The following is a 13062-nucleotide window of genomic DNA, read 5'->3' as shown; positions in this document are numbered from 1 at the left end:
CTGAAATGTTAAATCAAATTTAGTGTCTTTTGACTCAACCGATAAGCACGATCCATCCAAGCAAGCATTTTCTCATCATGAGTAACAATCAAGAAGGCCATATTCTTTTCTTGTTTCAGACGAACTATTAATTCCTGAATTTCCTTAGACGTTGTCTCATCTAAGTTACCTGTCGGCTCATCCATCAGTACACAAGCAGGATCGTGAGCAAGTGCACGAGCAATGGCAACACGCTGGCGTTCACCTCCAGACAGCTGAGCTGGACGGTGGTCTAAACGCTCAGATAAACCAACATCGGATAATAATTGTGCGGCTATAAGCCTTGCCTTTACACTCTTCTCTCCAGCGATCAGCAACGGCATCATAACATTTTCAACTGCGCTAAACTCAGGTAGCAAGTGATGGAACTGGTATACGAACCCTAGCTTTTCATTTCTAAGTTTTGAACGCTTTGCATCCTTTAGCGCATCCCATGCCTGCCCTTCGATCTCAACAGCACCAGTGGTGGCCTTATCTAGCCCAGCCAAAAGATTTAGTAATGTCGTTTTACCAGAACCTGAACTGCCAACAATAGCAACCGCCTCACCTTTATTGAGTACAAAGTTAATATCTTCGAACACTTGGACATCACGCTTACCATCACGATACTGCTTGCCTAAAGACTGACTACTTAATACTACATTACTCATAACGCAACGCCTCCGCAGGATCCACTTTTGATGCTCGCCATGCAGGGTAAAGTGTCGCTAAAACCGTCATACTAAAGGCAGAGGTTACAATATACTGAACATCTGTCCACTCAAGCTGTGACGGTAAATAATTAATGAAATATACATCGCCACTTAAGAACTGAGTATTCAAAACTCCTTCTAACCAAGCAATGACATCACTTACATTCAAGGCGGCCGTGACACCTAATGCCAACCCAATTAGAGTTCCCAAGAATCCAATAAATATACCTTGAACCACAAATACCCACATGACTTGACCAGAGGTTAACCCCATGGTTCGAAGTATTGCAATATCAGTACGCTTATCCGTCACGACCATTACCAAAGTTGAAACGATGTTAAATGCGGCAACGGCTACAATCAAAAGAAGGAGTAACCCAATCATGGTTTTTTCCATCTTAATCGCCTGAAACAAATTACCATGTGTACGAGTCCAGTCACTGACTTTATTTTGACCTGGAATGAGACGAGCGATATCCCAAATTTTACTTGGAGCTTCAAATAAATCGTCAAAAGAAATGCGCAATGCTTCAACAGCCTCAGAGTCGTAACGCTTTAAACGAGCTGCATCATGAATATTAATGTATGCCAAGCTTGAATCAAGCTCGGCACCTACTTTGAATGTACCTACCAACGTAAATCGCTTTAGGGTAGGCGTTATACCTGCAATTGACACATTGGCTTTTGGCATTAAAGCGGTCACTTTGTCGCCTAGACGAACGCCCAACATACGTGCAAGCTGCTCACCAAGCACAATTCCAAACTCACCTGACTTAAGGGCACCCAAGTCGCCTGCTGTCATATGATTCGGCAAGATAGAAACATTCGCCTCTTGGATCGGTTCAATGCCATTCAATAAAGCACCATGTACGCCACGATTAGACTGAAACATCACTTGAGCTTGAATATGGGGCGCAACCGCTTTAACCCCAGGCATAGTAGAAACTTGTGCAGCCATTGTTTGCCAATCAACTAAGGTAGGGTTACCCCAAACAGTCGCATGAGGTACCATTCCAAGAATTCTTTGCCTTAACTCTCGATCAAAACCGTTCATGACCGACAATACCGTTATCAACACGGCAACACCCAAGGCAATTCCAGCAATCGAAGAGAAACTAATAAAAGAGATAAAATGGTTAGCACGTTTTGCTCGGGCATAACGTAAACCAATCTTGATAGGCAATAAGTTCATTTAAAATGGTCCATAACAAAGAAGGGGCATAAAGCCCCTTCTTGTGATTAGCGAATATTACGCATCAAAATCGATGCCAATACGACGCCCAACATCTTCATAAGCTTCAATCACGCCGCCAAGACCCTGACGGAAACGATCTTTGTCTAGCTTTTCTTTGGTTTCAGCATCCCACAAACGACAACCATCTGGAGAGAACTCGTCACCCAACACGACTTTACCGTTAAACAAACCAAACTCAAGCTTATAATCCACAAGGATCATGCCGCCTTCAGCAAATAATGCTTTAAGCACATCATTGACTTGGTATGTAAGCTCTTTTGCTTTAGCTAGATGCTCAGGCTCGGCCCAACCAAACGACTCAACGTGAGATTCGTTGATCATAGGGTCACCCAACTCATCGTTCTTTAAGAACAATTCAAATGTTGGTGGCGCTAGCTCTTGACCTTCTGTCACACCTAAACGACGGCACAAGCTACCAGCAGCAACATTACGTACAACGCATTCGATCGGCATCATATCAAGGCATTTAACCAAACATTCTGTATCACTTAATAGTGCTTCAAAATGTGTCGGGATGCCGGCGGCTTCTAGTTTACTCATAATGAAGGCATTAAATTTGTTATTTACCATGCCTTTACGATCAAGCTGCTCTACTTTTTTACCGTCGAACGCAGACGTGTCGTTACGGAATACTAGAACCATTTTATCAGGGTCATCGGTACGAAATACCGATTTTGCTTTACCTGCATATAGCTCTTGTCGTTTTTCCATGTGGAGAATCTCCAATAAATACTGTGAGGGGATTAGTTACTTCGCTAACAGCGAAAGAATTCGATAAGTCGTCAACGTTGGGGTTTCCGTTGCGCCTGCATCTATCGTTAAAAAGTAGCCTTCCTGTTGGCGTTTTAAGTCGTAAGGGTAGCTACGCTCAGTCCAACTGACATCGTCCAAATTTCGACGACGCACTTTAAATAAAACAACTTCTTCATTCGTACCAATTGGCCCTAGCGGCACTTTGAAATCTACAATATCACCAACTCGAGCAAGTTTATCTTGAGGGACTAGTGATAATTCTGGCGGTGTCTCACTAGTAATGTGCACACCAGATGTATTACGAATGTAGTTATTTAAGGAGGCTAAATCTGCTTCTTTACCAAGAAAAAGTGCCAACTTACCGTCTTGGTTCGTCCAGATACGAGATTTAAGAACCGGCTTTTGCCCTTGCTTCGATAACAATGCTGTCTCTGTAGTCAAGTCTTTAGAGATATGTGACCAAGCATCAACCATTTGACTAGCGCTGGCTTCATCTAAAGTAAGATCCACTAAGGATTCGCCTTGTTCTGAAATTTTAATCAGTTGAATCCTTGCTTCGGTTGCATTTTTTCTCGGCACAAAATCAATCGTTAAACGATATTTTTCAGGCTCAAGGCGTGTAATGCTATTCCAGAGCTTCGACAAAGTACCTTGCTCTTTAAACTGGATAGGCGCACTGACTAACTCAGTTTCACTCACTTGATTAAAAACAACAGTTTTACCACTGAAAGACGCGAAGTAATTGCTGAGCAACAGCTTTGATTGCGATAAATTAGTTGGTATCTCAAACGTCACATCATACTGACCTAAAACCATCGATACGTAGGCCATTGGCAAATAAGGCTTTGGCGCTCTTGGTGCTTCGAATTCACCTTTCGCATCTAAATTTGCAATACGATCTTCATTTGGGATGATCAGCTTATCAGTCACATCATGACGACCCGGTGGCAATTTTAACTCAACCTCACTGCTGCGCGCATCTTGGTAATCCAAACCATGATCAGTAACAACATTAGAGCAGCCAGACAAGGTTACAACTGAAGCTAAGCTTCCCAGCATGGCCAGTTTTTTGATCTGTTTGTTCATAATTAATTATCCTTAATACCCGAAGCAATAAGTGCTTCATTAACCGCATCATGGTATTGAGAAGACAGCTCTGTCAATGGCAGTCGAATACTTAATTCACAGAGACCAAGTTGCGCAGCGGCCCATTTAACAGGGATCGGATTCGGTTCAACAAATAGAGCACTGTGCAATGCACTAATACCAATATCAACTTTATGTGCTTGCTCCGCATCACCCGAAATAGCTAATTCAGCGGCCTTAGCAACTTGCTTAGGTGCAACGTTTGCTGTGACCGAGATATTGCCTTTACCACCTAACAACATTAATCCAACTGCAGTAGGATCGTCGCCAGAGTAGACTGCAAAGCCCTCGGGAGCATTTTCAATTAACTGCTTTCCTCGCTCTAGGTCACCCGTTGCGTCCTTTATGCCAACGATGTTGGAGATACCTGCAAGACGTAGAGTGGTCTCATTAGACATATCGGCCACAGTGCGACCTGGAACATTGTACAAAATCTGAGGAATATCGACTGCTTCTGCAATGGCTTTAAAATGCTGAAACATGCCTTCTTGCGTTGGTCGATTGTAATAAGGCACGACTAGCAAACATGCATCGGCACCTGCATCTTTTGCTCGCTGAGTAAGATCAATCGCTTCATGAGTTGAGTTAGCCCCTGTACCAGCAATGACAGGTACACGACCGTTAACCTTTTCAACCACTTGGCGAATAACATTAGCGTGTTCATCGTAGGTTAATGTGGCAGATTCACCGGTTGTACCAACCGCAACAATGCCGTGGGTACCCGCAGCGATATGGTACTCTACGAGCTCATCTAGCTTTTGCTTATCGATATTACCATCCAGTGTCATTGGTGTGATAAGCGCAACTAAGCTTCCAGTAATCATTCATACATCTCCACATTGAATTAAGCGTGCATAGTCTACCGCTCACGTACCCCCTATACAACACAACTTAAAGGCAATATTTAGTCGAACGAGGATATCAAGTACACTTAGCATCCAATTTGTCATTTCTATACGTATTCAAAGACGAAAATCACCCATACATGGAGCAGAAAATGAGCTTAACAATAGGTCAACCAGCACCAGACTTTACGTCAAAAGATCAAGACGGCAATCCAGTCAAACTGAGTGACTACCGTGGCAAGAAAGTAGTGCTTTATTTTTATCCAAAAGACTCCACACCTGGCTGTACAGCGCAAGCCTGCAATCTAAGAGATAATCATAAAGAATTAACTGATGCTGGTTACGTGGTGCTAGGTATCAGCCCAGACACAGAAAAACGCCATCAAAACTTTATCGCTAAAAATGAGCTACCCTTTACTCTCATCTCAGATGAAGATAAATCTGTTCATGATCTATACGACACATGGAAACTAAAAAAATTCATGGGAAAAGAGTTTATGGGGACTGTACGCACAACATTCATCATTGATGAAAACGGCAACCTTGAAAACATCATCGAGAAAGTCAAAACAAAAGAGCATACAGCACAGATTATTTAACCTTATTTAAAACCAAAAAAGCCGAGCCTTGAACGGGGCTCGGCTTTTAGTATTTTGTTACTCTTTAGGAGTGACCTGATGGCGCAATCAACTTATCGCCCTGAACTCTCGGCCAAGCATTAATAATAGCCTTAACAAGCGTAGCCAGTGGAATGGCAAAAAACACACCCCAAAAACCCCAAATGCCCCCAAAAAATAATACTGCAACAATAATGGCTAATGGATGTAAGTTAACTGCCTCAGAAAATAGCAAAGGCACTAAAACGTTACCATCAAGAGCCTGAACAACAAAGTATGCCGCAAAAACATACCAAAATTCATTGGACGCACCAAATTGATAGAAGGCAACCAAGACCACCGGCACAGTGACAGCAGCAGCTCCGATATAAGGAATTAGTACCGATAAGCCAACTAACAACGCTAACAACGCAGAATACCGCAAATCAAAAAACCAGAACACAGCAAAGGTCACCACGCCTACCACGACCATTTCAATCACTTTACCGCGTATATAATTAGCGATTTGGTCATTCATCTCGTGAGAAATGCTCTGCATCATTTGACGCTCTTTCGGTAACCATGACGTCATGTAAGCTACTATTTTAACTTGATCTTTCAACACAAAGAACATGACCAACGGCACCAACACCAAATACAACATCAGTGAAAACAACGACGGAATGCTAGTCAAAGAATACGAAAGCAACCATTGCCCAAGTGTAGCCGCTTCAGCCGCCACAAGGCTTACAACCTCATCTACTGAACCTTGACTGACATAGCTAGAGTGTTCTTGAGCCAAGCTCTGTACAAAGGCTTGTAGATCGCCAAACATACGAGGTAAATCATTAATAAATCGAACAGCCTGTCGCCAAATGATTGGCACCATCACACCAATAAATGCGCCACACACTGCAAGAAAACCTATAAAAACTAACGTGACAGAAACATTGTGACTCAATCCTAGACGTTTACAGCGATTTATTAGTCCCTGCAAAAGAAAAGCAAATACAACAGCAATGAACACGGGCGCTAAAATCCCGCCCCAGAACGCTACAACTAGCAGCGTTGAAATCAGTAAAAGAATGAAAATGACCACTTCTTCATTACTGAGATAGCGCGTCATTAGATTATCAAGGATCCGAATCATAGTTACGACTCTTGCTTACAGGTTACAAAGTAATAGGTGCTCTCCCTCTCACCCTGTTCAACTAAGGGCAATCCAACTAACGCAAGAAAATGTGGAATATCTTTGAGAGAACCTTCATCGTTCGCATAAACACACACGGTTTGATTGGCAGACATTTTCGCCAATGCCATTTTAAGTTTTAGTAAAGGCATTGGACAACGATCTTCTTTTGCATCTACGATTACGTCATACTGCTGTGTATCAAGCATCTTTCTTCTCGCTTTTAAACTCAGGCCACTATGAGACATTTTTTTTTACAAATCAGCAAGCTACTTATATCAATTAGTCTTGTATTTTCAATACCTCTTTCTTTAGCCAACTCCCATGATTTGCCCGATCTAGCGCGTTACGAGAACGAGAGAAGCCTATCAAACCCAAGTTATGTTCTTGGGCAGTATTGGTTTCGAAAAATCAATGGAAGTAGAGGACTTATAGAGTTCCCTCCCGCCTATAACTACCTTCGTCAAGCTATTGCTGATCTGATACCAAATACCGGCTTAAACGATAAAACAATTGAACTCACACTATTAAATAGCAGCCAAATGAATGCTTTTGTAATACCAGGTAGCCACCTTTTCATTTACTCCGATATACTAAGACTGATTAACAATGAAAACATGTTTATGGGACTGCTTGCTCACGAAATATCCCATTTAGAGCTACATCATTACCAGCGTTCGCTTGAAAACCAAAGGAATGAACAAGCAAAGTCATTGTTATTATTGCTTGCGGGGGCTGCTGCAGCGACAGCAGGTGACGGCGAAACTACTTCTGCTCTTTGGCTTGGAGGCCTAGCCAACCAACAAGAAAACATGCTGAGATATTCTCGCTCCCATGAGCAAGAAGCAGATCGACGTGGACGCGAGTTATTACAGCAAAGCGGTTTACCAACAAGTGGCATGAATGATCTTTTAGCAGGCTTAATGAAAGAGTCTATGGGTTCAAATCGAATTGAATTCCTATCAACCCACCCTCTACCACAAAGCCGTTTAAGTGATAGCTTGACCGGTGAAGAGCAACAATCAATATTATTTCAACCATCATCACCATCATTTCAATTTTTTAGAGCCACCCTACTGGCTTATCGAGCAGCATTAGAAAATACAGGATATCAGAGCTTCTTACGCAGAAATATAAACGCAGATAATGAATATTATTATGCATTAACGCTCACTCAACTTTTGTTACATTATAATGAGTCAGCTTTAGAAAACTTACGTCGTATTAAAACTCGAAATGAATTTACCGACTACCTAAAAGTCATCACTTATCTTACCGTCGACAAAAAAGAAGAAGCACAATCTATTGCTCGAAATCGACTGTCATTTGCTCCTGAAGACCTTACGTTCCAATATTTAGCAGGACAGTTAGATAGTGACCTAGATTACCTGCAAACGAGTGATTCACAACTGAATTACCAGAACCGTATGGTATACCGACATAATATCGCTGTAGCCCAGCAACAGAACGATACACCCTACGCACTTTTTAACCACGCATTACTCGAATTTCAATATGGTAAAGAGCTACCCGCAATGAATCTAATAAACCGCTCTATAAAACAATCCAGCGGCACAAGAAAGCAACACATGGAAACGGTGAAATTGCATCTTGAACGAATACTTGAAGCACAGAAGCGTGAAGGACTTGATTAGAACGCATAAAAAAGCAGCCGATTGGCTGCTTTTAAGTATTATTAGCGAATGCACTCAGCCCTTTTTGAAATCAAGCATACGTTGCAGCGGCTTTAATGCCTTCACTCGAACAGTCTCATCAACAAAGATTTCATCTGTGCCATCGCGAAGTGCATTACGCAGTAACTCTAATGAATTCAAAGCCATCCACGGACAATGTGCACAACTGCGACATGTCGCTCCAGAGCCTGCCGTTGGGGCTTCAACGAAACGCTTATCAGGTGATGCCTGCTTCATCTTGTAGAAGATGCCACGGTCAGTTGCCACGATAAAGGTGTCGTTAGACATTTCTTTCGTTGCTTTTAGTAGCTGCGACGTTGAACCAACAACATCAGCAATTTCCACCACTGACGAAGGCGATTCAGGATGAACCAAGATCGCAGCATCAGGATAAATAGCTTTAAGGTCAAGAATACCTTTCGCTTTAAACTCTTCATGAACAATACACGCACCGTCCCATAACAACACATCAGCGCCCGTTTGAGACTGAACATAGTGACCTAAATGCTGATCTGGCGCCCAAATTATTTTTTCGCCGTTATCACTCAAATACTGCACAACATCTAAGGCTATTGCAGAAGTAACCACCCAATCCGCACGCGCTTTTACCGCAGCTGAAGTGTTAGCATAAACAACAACAGTACGATCAGGATGTTGATCACAGAACTTGTTAAATTCATCTTCTGGGCAACCGATATCAAGAGAGCACGTTGCCTCTAAAGTAGGCATCAAAATAGTTTTTTCAGGACTTAAGATTTTCGCCGTTTCACCCATGAACTTTACACCAGCAACCACCAGTGTTTTAGCTGGATGCTCTGCGCCAAAACGAGCCATTTCTAATGAATCTGCAATAACACCACCGGTTTCTTCGGCAAGCTCTTGAATAGCATCTTCGGTATAATAGTGGGCTACTAAAGCGGCATCTTTTTCTTTCAAGAGCGTTTTGATTTCATCACGCAAAGCTTGATTATCAATGACGGGCTTTTTAAGCGATTCTTCAGCTTCAGACAGATACTTCTGAACTGTATCGCGTAACGCGGCTTTATCGATTAATTCAGACATTGATTAACCCCTTGGAAATGGGCATTGTTGGAGTGATATGGTGGGTCGTACTGGATTCGAACCAGTGACCAATTGATTAAAAGTCAACTGCTCTACCAACTGAGCTAACGACCCAACGGCCGCGTATACTACAGCTTTCACTGGTGAATGCAAGAAATTATTTCATATCATTCAAATAATTAGCTGCTAATGCCGCTGCATTCGAATCTGGATAGTTTGCAATCACACGATTCAAACTGTCTTTGGCTAATGTCGAATTACCAAGCTGATCATTTACTATACCAAGTTTATAAATCGCATCCGGCACTTTTGAATGACCCGAAAAGGAATCTTGAACAGTTTTAAATTGAACTAAAGCTTCACCCTGATTACCCAACACTAGCGCGAGTTCACCCAACCAATAATGGGCATTACCCGTTAATATATTACTAGGATACTTGTCGGCAAACGCGCGTAGGGACGTTTGAGCACCTTCAAAATTACGCTCTCTAACCAATGCATATGCAGAATTATAGGCAGCCTTAGCTTCTGCACTCGGTTCATCAAGCTTTATAGGCGCCGTAGCCAAACTCTTCACAGAGGAATTACGATTACCACCTGTTTGCTGACCCGATACAGGACTGCTTGAAGCAACAGCGGTTTGCGTCGAGTTATTGAGCATTGCTGGAGCAGCTTGAGTAGACAACGTTGATAAACGCTTATCAAGATCAATATAGCGTTCTTTTGATAAGGACTTAAGCTTACTTAATTCGTAGTTTTGTTGCTCAACTTGACCACGCAACTGGGAAACTTCTTGCTGCAACATCTCTAATTGATACAGAAGATCTGCCGCGACATTTGCAGAAATACCATTTGCCGTGTTGGCCATTGCAATTGGTGCTGACAACGTCAGCACCAATGCAAGGGAGCTTATCTTAAAGCGAGTATTCATTACTCGTAGCGAACCTCTACACGACGGTTAAGCTGCCAAGAAGAAGCATCGTGACCAAAAGCAACAGGAACTTCTTCACCAAAGCTAACGGTTTCAATTTGTGCTGCTGGAACACCTTGAATAGTTAGGTAACGCATGATTGCTTTCGCACGACGCTCACCAAGAGCCATGTTGTATTCACGAGTACCACGCTCATCAGCATGACCTTCAAGAACGATACGCGCATCTGGGTTATCCATCAGAAACTGTGCGTGTTTAGCAAGTGCTTCACGAGCTTCTGGACGAACAATAGATTTATCGAAATCGAAGTAGAACACAGTCGCTACACCAGCCAGAAGATCAGCGTTTTGTTGCGCAGCCGCTTGATCATCCATAATAACACTTGATAGTGAGCCGTCTTCGCCAGCAGCATAAGTTGAGTCAGAAGTGTTTGTGCCTGCTTCAGAACCCTCACTCGCCATAGAAGAAGTGTCTGAATCAGACGCCGTAGTACTACAACCCGCCAACCAAGCTGCAGACAAACCAATCACTGCAAACTTACCTAGTTTTGTTACACTCATTATTAGCTCCTTAAAAGTGCTTTATTATTTAAAGTAGGGAGACCAAGCAGGTTCGCGCACATCTCCTTGAGCTGATGGTAGCCTATATTTAACAAGACCATCAACTGAAACTACTGACAAGATGCCCTTTCCACGATCAGAGGTAGCATACATTACCATACTGCCGTTCGGCGCAATACTTGGCGACTCATCTAAGTAGGTTTCCGTTAGTATTTGCACTCGCCCTGTATTCATATCCTGTAAAGCAACATGGTAGTTACCGTCGTTCTTCTGAACAGTCACTAAGTAACGACCATCTGGCGTCATACGAGCACGCGTATTTGAATTACCTTCGAACGTCACACGCTCAACATTTTTAGTACGAACATCTAATCGATAAATTTGCGGGTTACCACCGCGATCAGAAGTAAAAATAATACCTTGACCATCTGGCTCCCACGTCGGCTCAGTATCAATTGAATAATGATTTGTCATCCGCTCTAGTCGACGAGTCGCAATATCCAAGGTGTAGATTTCAGGGTTATTATCTTTGGATAAGACTAATGCCAATTTCTTACCGTCTGGCGACCAAGCTGGTGCACCGTTTAACCCCCTAAACTGAGTCAATTGCTGCTGTTTGCCAGTAGCAAGCTCTTGAATAAATATACTAGGTCGACGGTTGCGAAACATAACATACGCAATGTTACGGCCATCACGACTCCATGATGGCGATAAGATTGGCTCTTTAGAACTTACAATTACTTGAGGTCTATGCCCATCGGCGTCCGCTACTTGTAGTTTATAAGTAGGAGCAGCACGATCACCTTCAGCCGTTACATAGAGAATTCGTGTGCTGAAAGCGCCACGAATACCTGTCAGCTGTTCATAGATTTTATCACTAATAAAGTGCGCCGCATCTCTAAAATTACTAGGCTTTACATCCAACGCTTCGCGCTTACCAACACGACTTTGGGTAAGTACATTTAACAGTTCGTAAGATATACGAAACGTGCCATTACCATTATTTTCAATGCCACCAACCAATACATAATCCGCTTGCAGCAAGCGCCAATCACGGTAAAAAACATTTTGTGAAGAGTTAGGTAAACTCAGCATGTTTTCACGCGGAATAGACTCAAAAACCCCACTACGCTGTAGATCTGATTCGACAATTCCAGCCACATCTTCTGGTAATGGCGACGTACCAGAATAGCCAAATGGAACCACTGCAATTGGCAGCAATTGATCAGCACCGCTGGTAATTTCGATCACTAGTTGAGCCCTTGCAGGCAATGCTATCGTCATACACGCCACAAAAAGGGCAAATAAAATATTTTTTTTCATCAGTTTCTCAAATCTTGCGGGTTAAACAACAAATCGACTTGCCTGAAATTACGCTCAAAGATATAAGACTCAATCTCTGATAACTCCTCGATACGACCTACTTTGTAAACTGCATCCATGGCTCGCTTATCAAAAATAGCATCGCCACTTCCCTTCAACACTTGCACATTAGACACTTCGCCATTCGGCAAAAAATTGATCCGCAAAGTTGTTTTCATACCATTACGCGCACTTGGCGGACGAATCCAAGCGTCAGTCACACGCTTGTTTATCAAACCACTAATAGATTGAACCATCTTACCGGCCTCTGCGGCTTGACGACGACTTTCTTCCTCTGCGACCGCTCGCTGAACAGCTTCTTCAGCACGCTTGCGGCGCTCAGCTTGCTCTTGTGCCTTACGTTTTCGCTCTGCTTCGGCTGCTCTTTCTTTTTCAAGTTCTTGCTGTCGCTTACGTTCAGCCTCTTTGCGCGCCTTTTCCTCTGCTTCACGCTTCTTACGCTGAGCTTGCTCTTTGCGCGCTTTTTCCTCTGCCGCTTTCTTCTGTTGTGCAATTTTTTGCTGACGAGCTTTCTCTTTCGCTGCTTTTTGCTTTTCAATCAAAGCCTGACGCTCAGCTTCCGCTTTCTTACGCACCGCCTCTTGTTTCTTGCGAGTGGCTTCAGCTTCTCGACGCTGCTGCTCTACTGCTTGCCGTTCAGCTTTTCTTTGGGCTTGTTCTTGCGCCTTTTTTTGAGCATCACGCTCAGCCTGAGCAGCCGCTTGAGCTGCCCTGCGTTCGTCTGCTTCACGCTTACCTATAATAGTATCTGAGATATCAACAATGGTTGCATTAACAATAGGGGGACGCTTGGGTGGCTCTGGCGCACTCTCAGTCAATCCCGCAACCAATACACCACCGACGATAACAGCAACGTGCAAGCTAACAGCGAAAATGACAGGTAATGAATAGCTCTCTTTATCAGTAAACTTCATCGC

General features: G+C 43.1%; 14 protein-coding genes and 1 tRNA gene. 2 read left to right on the top strand and 13 right to left on the bottom strand.

Features of this window, described 5'->3' with window-relative positions; all coding sequences use genetic code 11:
- Positions 1–8: 8 nt before the first annotated feature.
- Genes AYW75_RS14055 through dapA form a run of 5 tightly spaced genes read right to left on the bottom strand, consistent with a single transcriptional unit; the run spans position 9 to position 4709 of the window.
- A complete protein-coding gene (locus AYW75_RS14055; RefSeq protein WP_067100599.1) occupies positions 9–689 on the bottom strand; it encodes an ABC transporter ATP-binding protein in 681 nt (226 codons plus the stop codon).
- The gene (locus AYW75_RS14050) at positions 682–1923 is read right to left on the bottom strand and encodes a lipoprotein-releasing ABC transporter permease subunit (protein WP_067100596.1); all 1242 of its coding nucleotides are present in this window, start codon (positions 1921–1923) and stop codon (positions 682–684) included. Before AYW75_RS14050 ends, AYW75_RS14055 begins: the two co-directional genes overlap by 8 nt.
- A gap of 57 nt (positions 1924–1980) precedes the next feature.
- Positions 1981–2697 (bottom strand): phosphoribosylaminoimidazolesuccinocarboxamide synthase, encoded by a 717-nt coding sequence (gene purC, locus AYW75_RS14045; RefSeq protein ID WP_067100593.1) that lies wholly within the window; start codon positions 2695–2697, stop codon positions 1981–1983.
- 36 nt (positions 2698–2733) lie between these two features.
- On the bottom strand, positions 2734–3825 hold the full coding sequence (locus AYW75_RS14040; RefSeq protein WP_067100590.1) for a hypothetical protein: 1092 nt from the start codon (positions 3823–3825) through the stop codon (positions 2734–2736).
- Positions 3826–3827: 2 nt separating this feature from the next.
- The gene (gene dapA / locus AYW75_RS14035; protein WP_067100587.1) at positions 3828–4709 is read right to left on the bottom strand and encodes a 4-hydroxy-tetrahydrodipicolinate synthase; all 882 of its coding nucleotides are present in this window, start codon (positions 4707–4709) and stop codon (positions 3828–3830) included.
- Positions 4710–4882: 173 nt separating this feature from the next.
- On the opposite strand from dapA, the gene bcp reads away from it, so the two are divergent.
- Positions 4883–5329, top strand: a complete 447-nt coding sequence (bcp, locus tag AYW75_RS14030; RefSeq protein ID WP_067100584.1) for a thioredoxin-dependent thiol peroxidase — start codon at positions 4883–4885, stop codon at positions 5327–5329.
- A gap of 64 nt (positions 5330–5393) precedes the next feature.
- Here bcp and AYW75_RS14025 read toward each other — a convergent pair whose 3' ends face one another.
- Positions 5394–6476, bottom strand: a complete 1083-nt coding sequence (locus AYW75_RS14025; protein ID WP_067100581.1) for an AI-2E family transporter — start codon at positions 6474–6476, stop codon at positions 5394–5396.
- Between the two features lie 2 nt (positions 6477–6478).
- On the bottom strand, positions 6479–6724 hold the full coding sequence (locus tag AYW75_RS14020) for a sulfurtransferase TusA family protein (RefSeq protein ID WP_067100579.1): 246 nt from the start codon (positions 6722–6724) through the stop codon (positions 6479–6481).
- A 30-nt stretch (positions 6725–6754) separates the two neighbouring features.
- On the opposite strand from AYW75_RS14020, the gene AYW75_RS14015 reads away from it, so the two are divergent.
- Complete coding sequence (locus tag AYW75_RS14015; protein WP_067100576.1) at positions 6755–8170, top strand: M48 family metallopeptidase; 1416 nt, start codon at positions 6755–6757, stop codon at positions 8168–8170.
- Between the two features lie 54 nt (positions 8171–8224).
- Here AYW75_RS14015 and nadA read toward each other — a convergent pair whose 3' ends face one another.
- From nadA to tolA, 6 genes are all read right to left on the bottom strand, one after another.
- Positions 8225–9271 (bottom strand): quinolinate synthase NadA, encoded by a 1047-nt coding sequence (gene nadA / locus AYW75_RS14010; RefSeq protein WP_082856537.1) that lies wholly within the window; start codon positions 9269–9271, stop codon positions 8225–8227.
- Positions 9272–9309: 38 nt separating this feature from the next.
- A tRNA-Lys gene (locus AYW75_RS14005) sits at positions 9310–9385 on the bottom strand.
- Positions 9386–9428: 43 nt separating this feature from the next.
- The gene (ybgF, locus tag AYW75_RS14000; protein ID WP_067100573.1) at positions 9429–10202 is read right to left on the bottom strand and encodes a tol-pal system protein YbgF; all 774 of its coding nucleotides are present in this window, start codon (positions 10200–10202) and stop codon (positions 9429–9431) included.
- On the bottom strand, positions 10202–10762 hold the full coding sequence (gene pal, locus AYW75_RS13995) for a peptidoglycan-associated lipoprotein Pal (protein ID WP_067100570.1): 561 nt from the start codon (positions 10760–10762) through the stop codon (positions 10202–10204). The genes ybgF and pal overlap by 1 nt, the downstream gene beginning before the upstream one ends.
- Positions 10763–10786: 24 nt before the next feature.
- Entirely contained in the window at positions 10787–12085 is a 1299-nt protein-coding gene (gene tolB, locus AYW75_RS13990; protein WP_067100567.1) for a Tol-Pal system beta propeller repeat protein TolB, read from the bottom strand.
- Entirely contained in the window at positions 12085–13059 is a 975-nt protein-coding gene (gene tolA, locus AYW75_RS13985) for a cell envelope integrity protein TolA (RefSeq protein WP_067100565.1), read from the bottom strand. Before tolA ends, tolB begins: the two co-directional genes overlap by 1 nt.
- Positions 13060–13062 lie beyond the last annotated feature (3 nt).

Source organism: Marinomonas atlantica (assembly GCF_001639725.1).
GTDB lineage: Bacteria > Pseudomonadota > Gammaproteobacteria > Pseudomonadales > Marinomonadaceae > Marinomonas > Marinomonas atlantica.
Note: the sequence above shows the minus strand (reverse complement) of the source record. Positions and strands in the feature narration are given on the sequence as shown.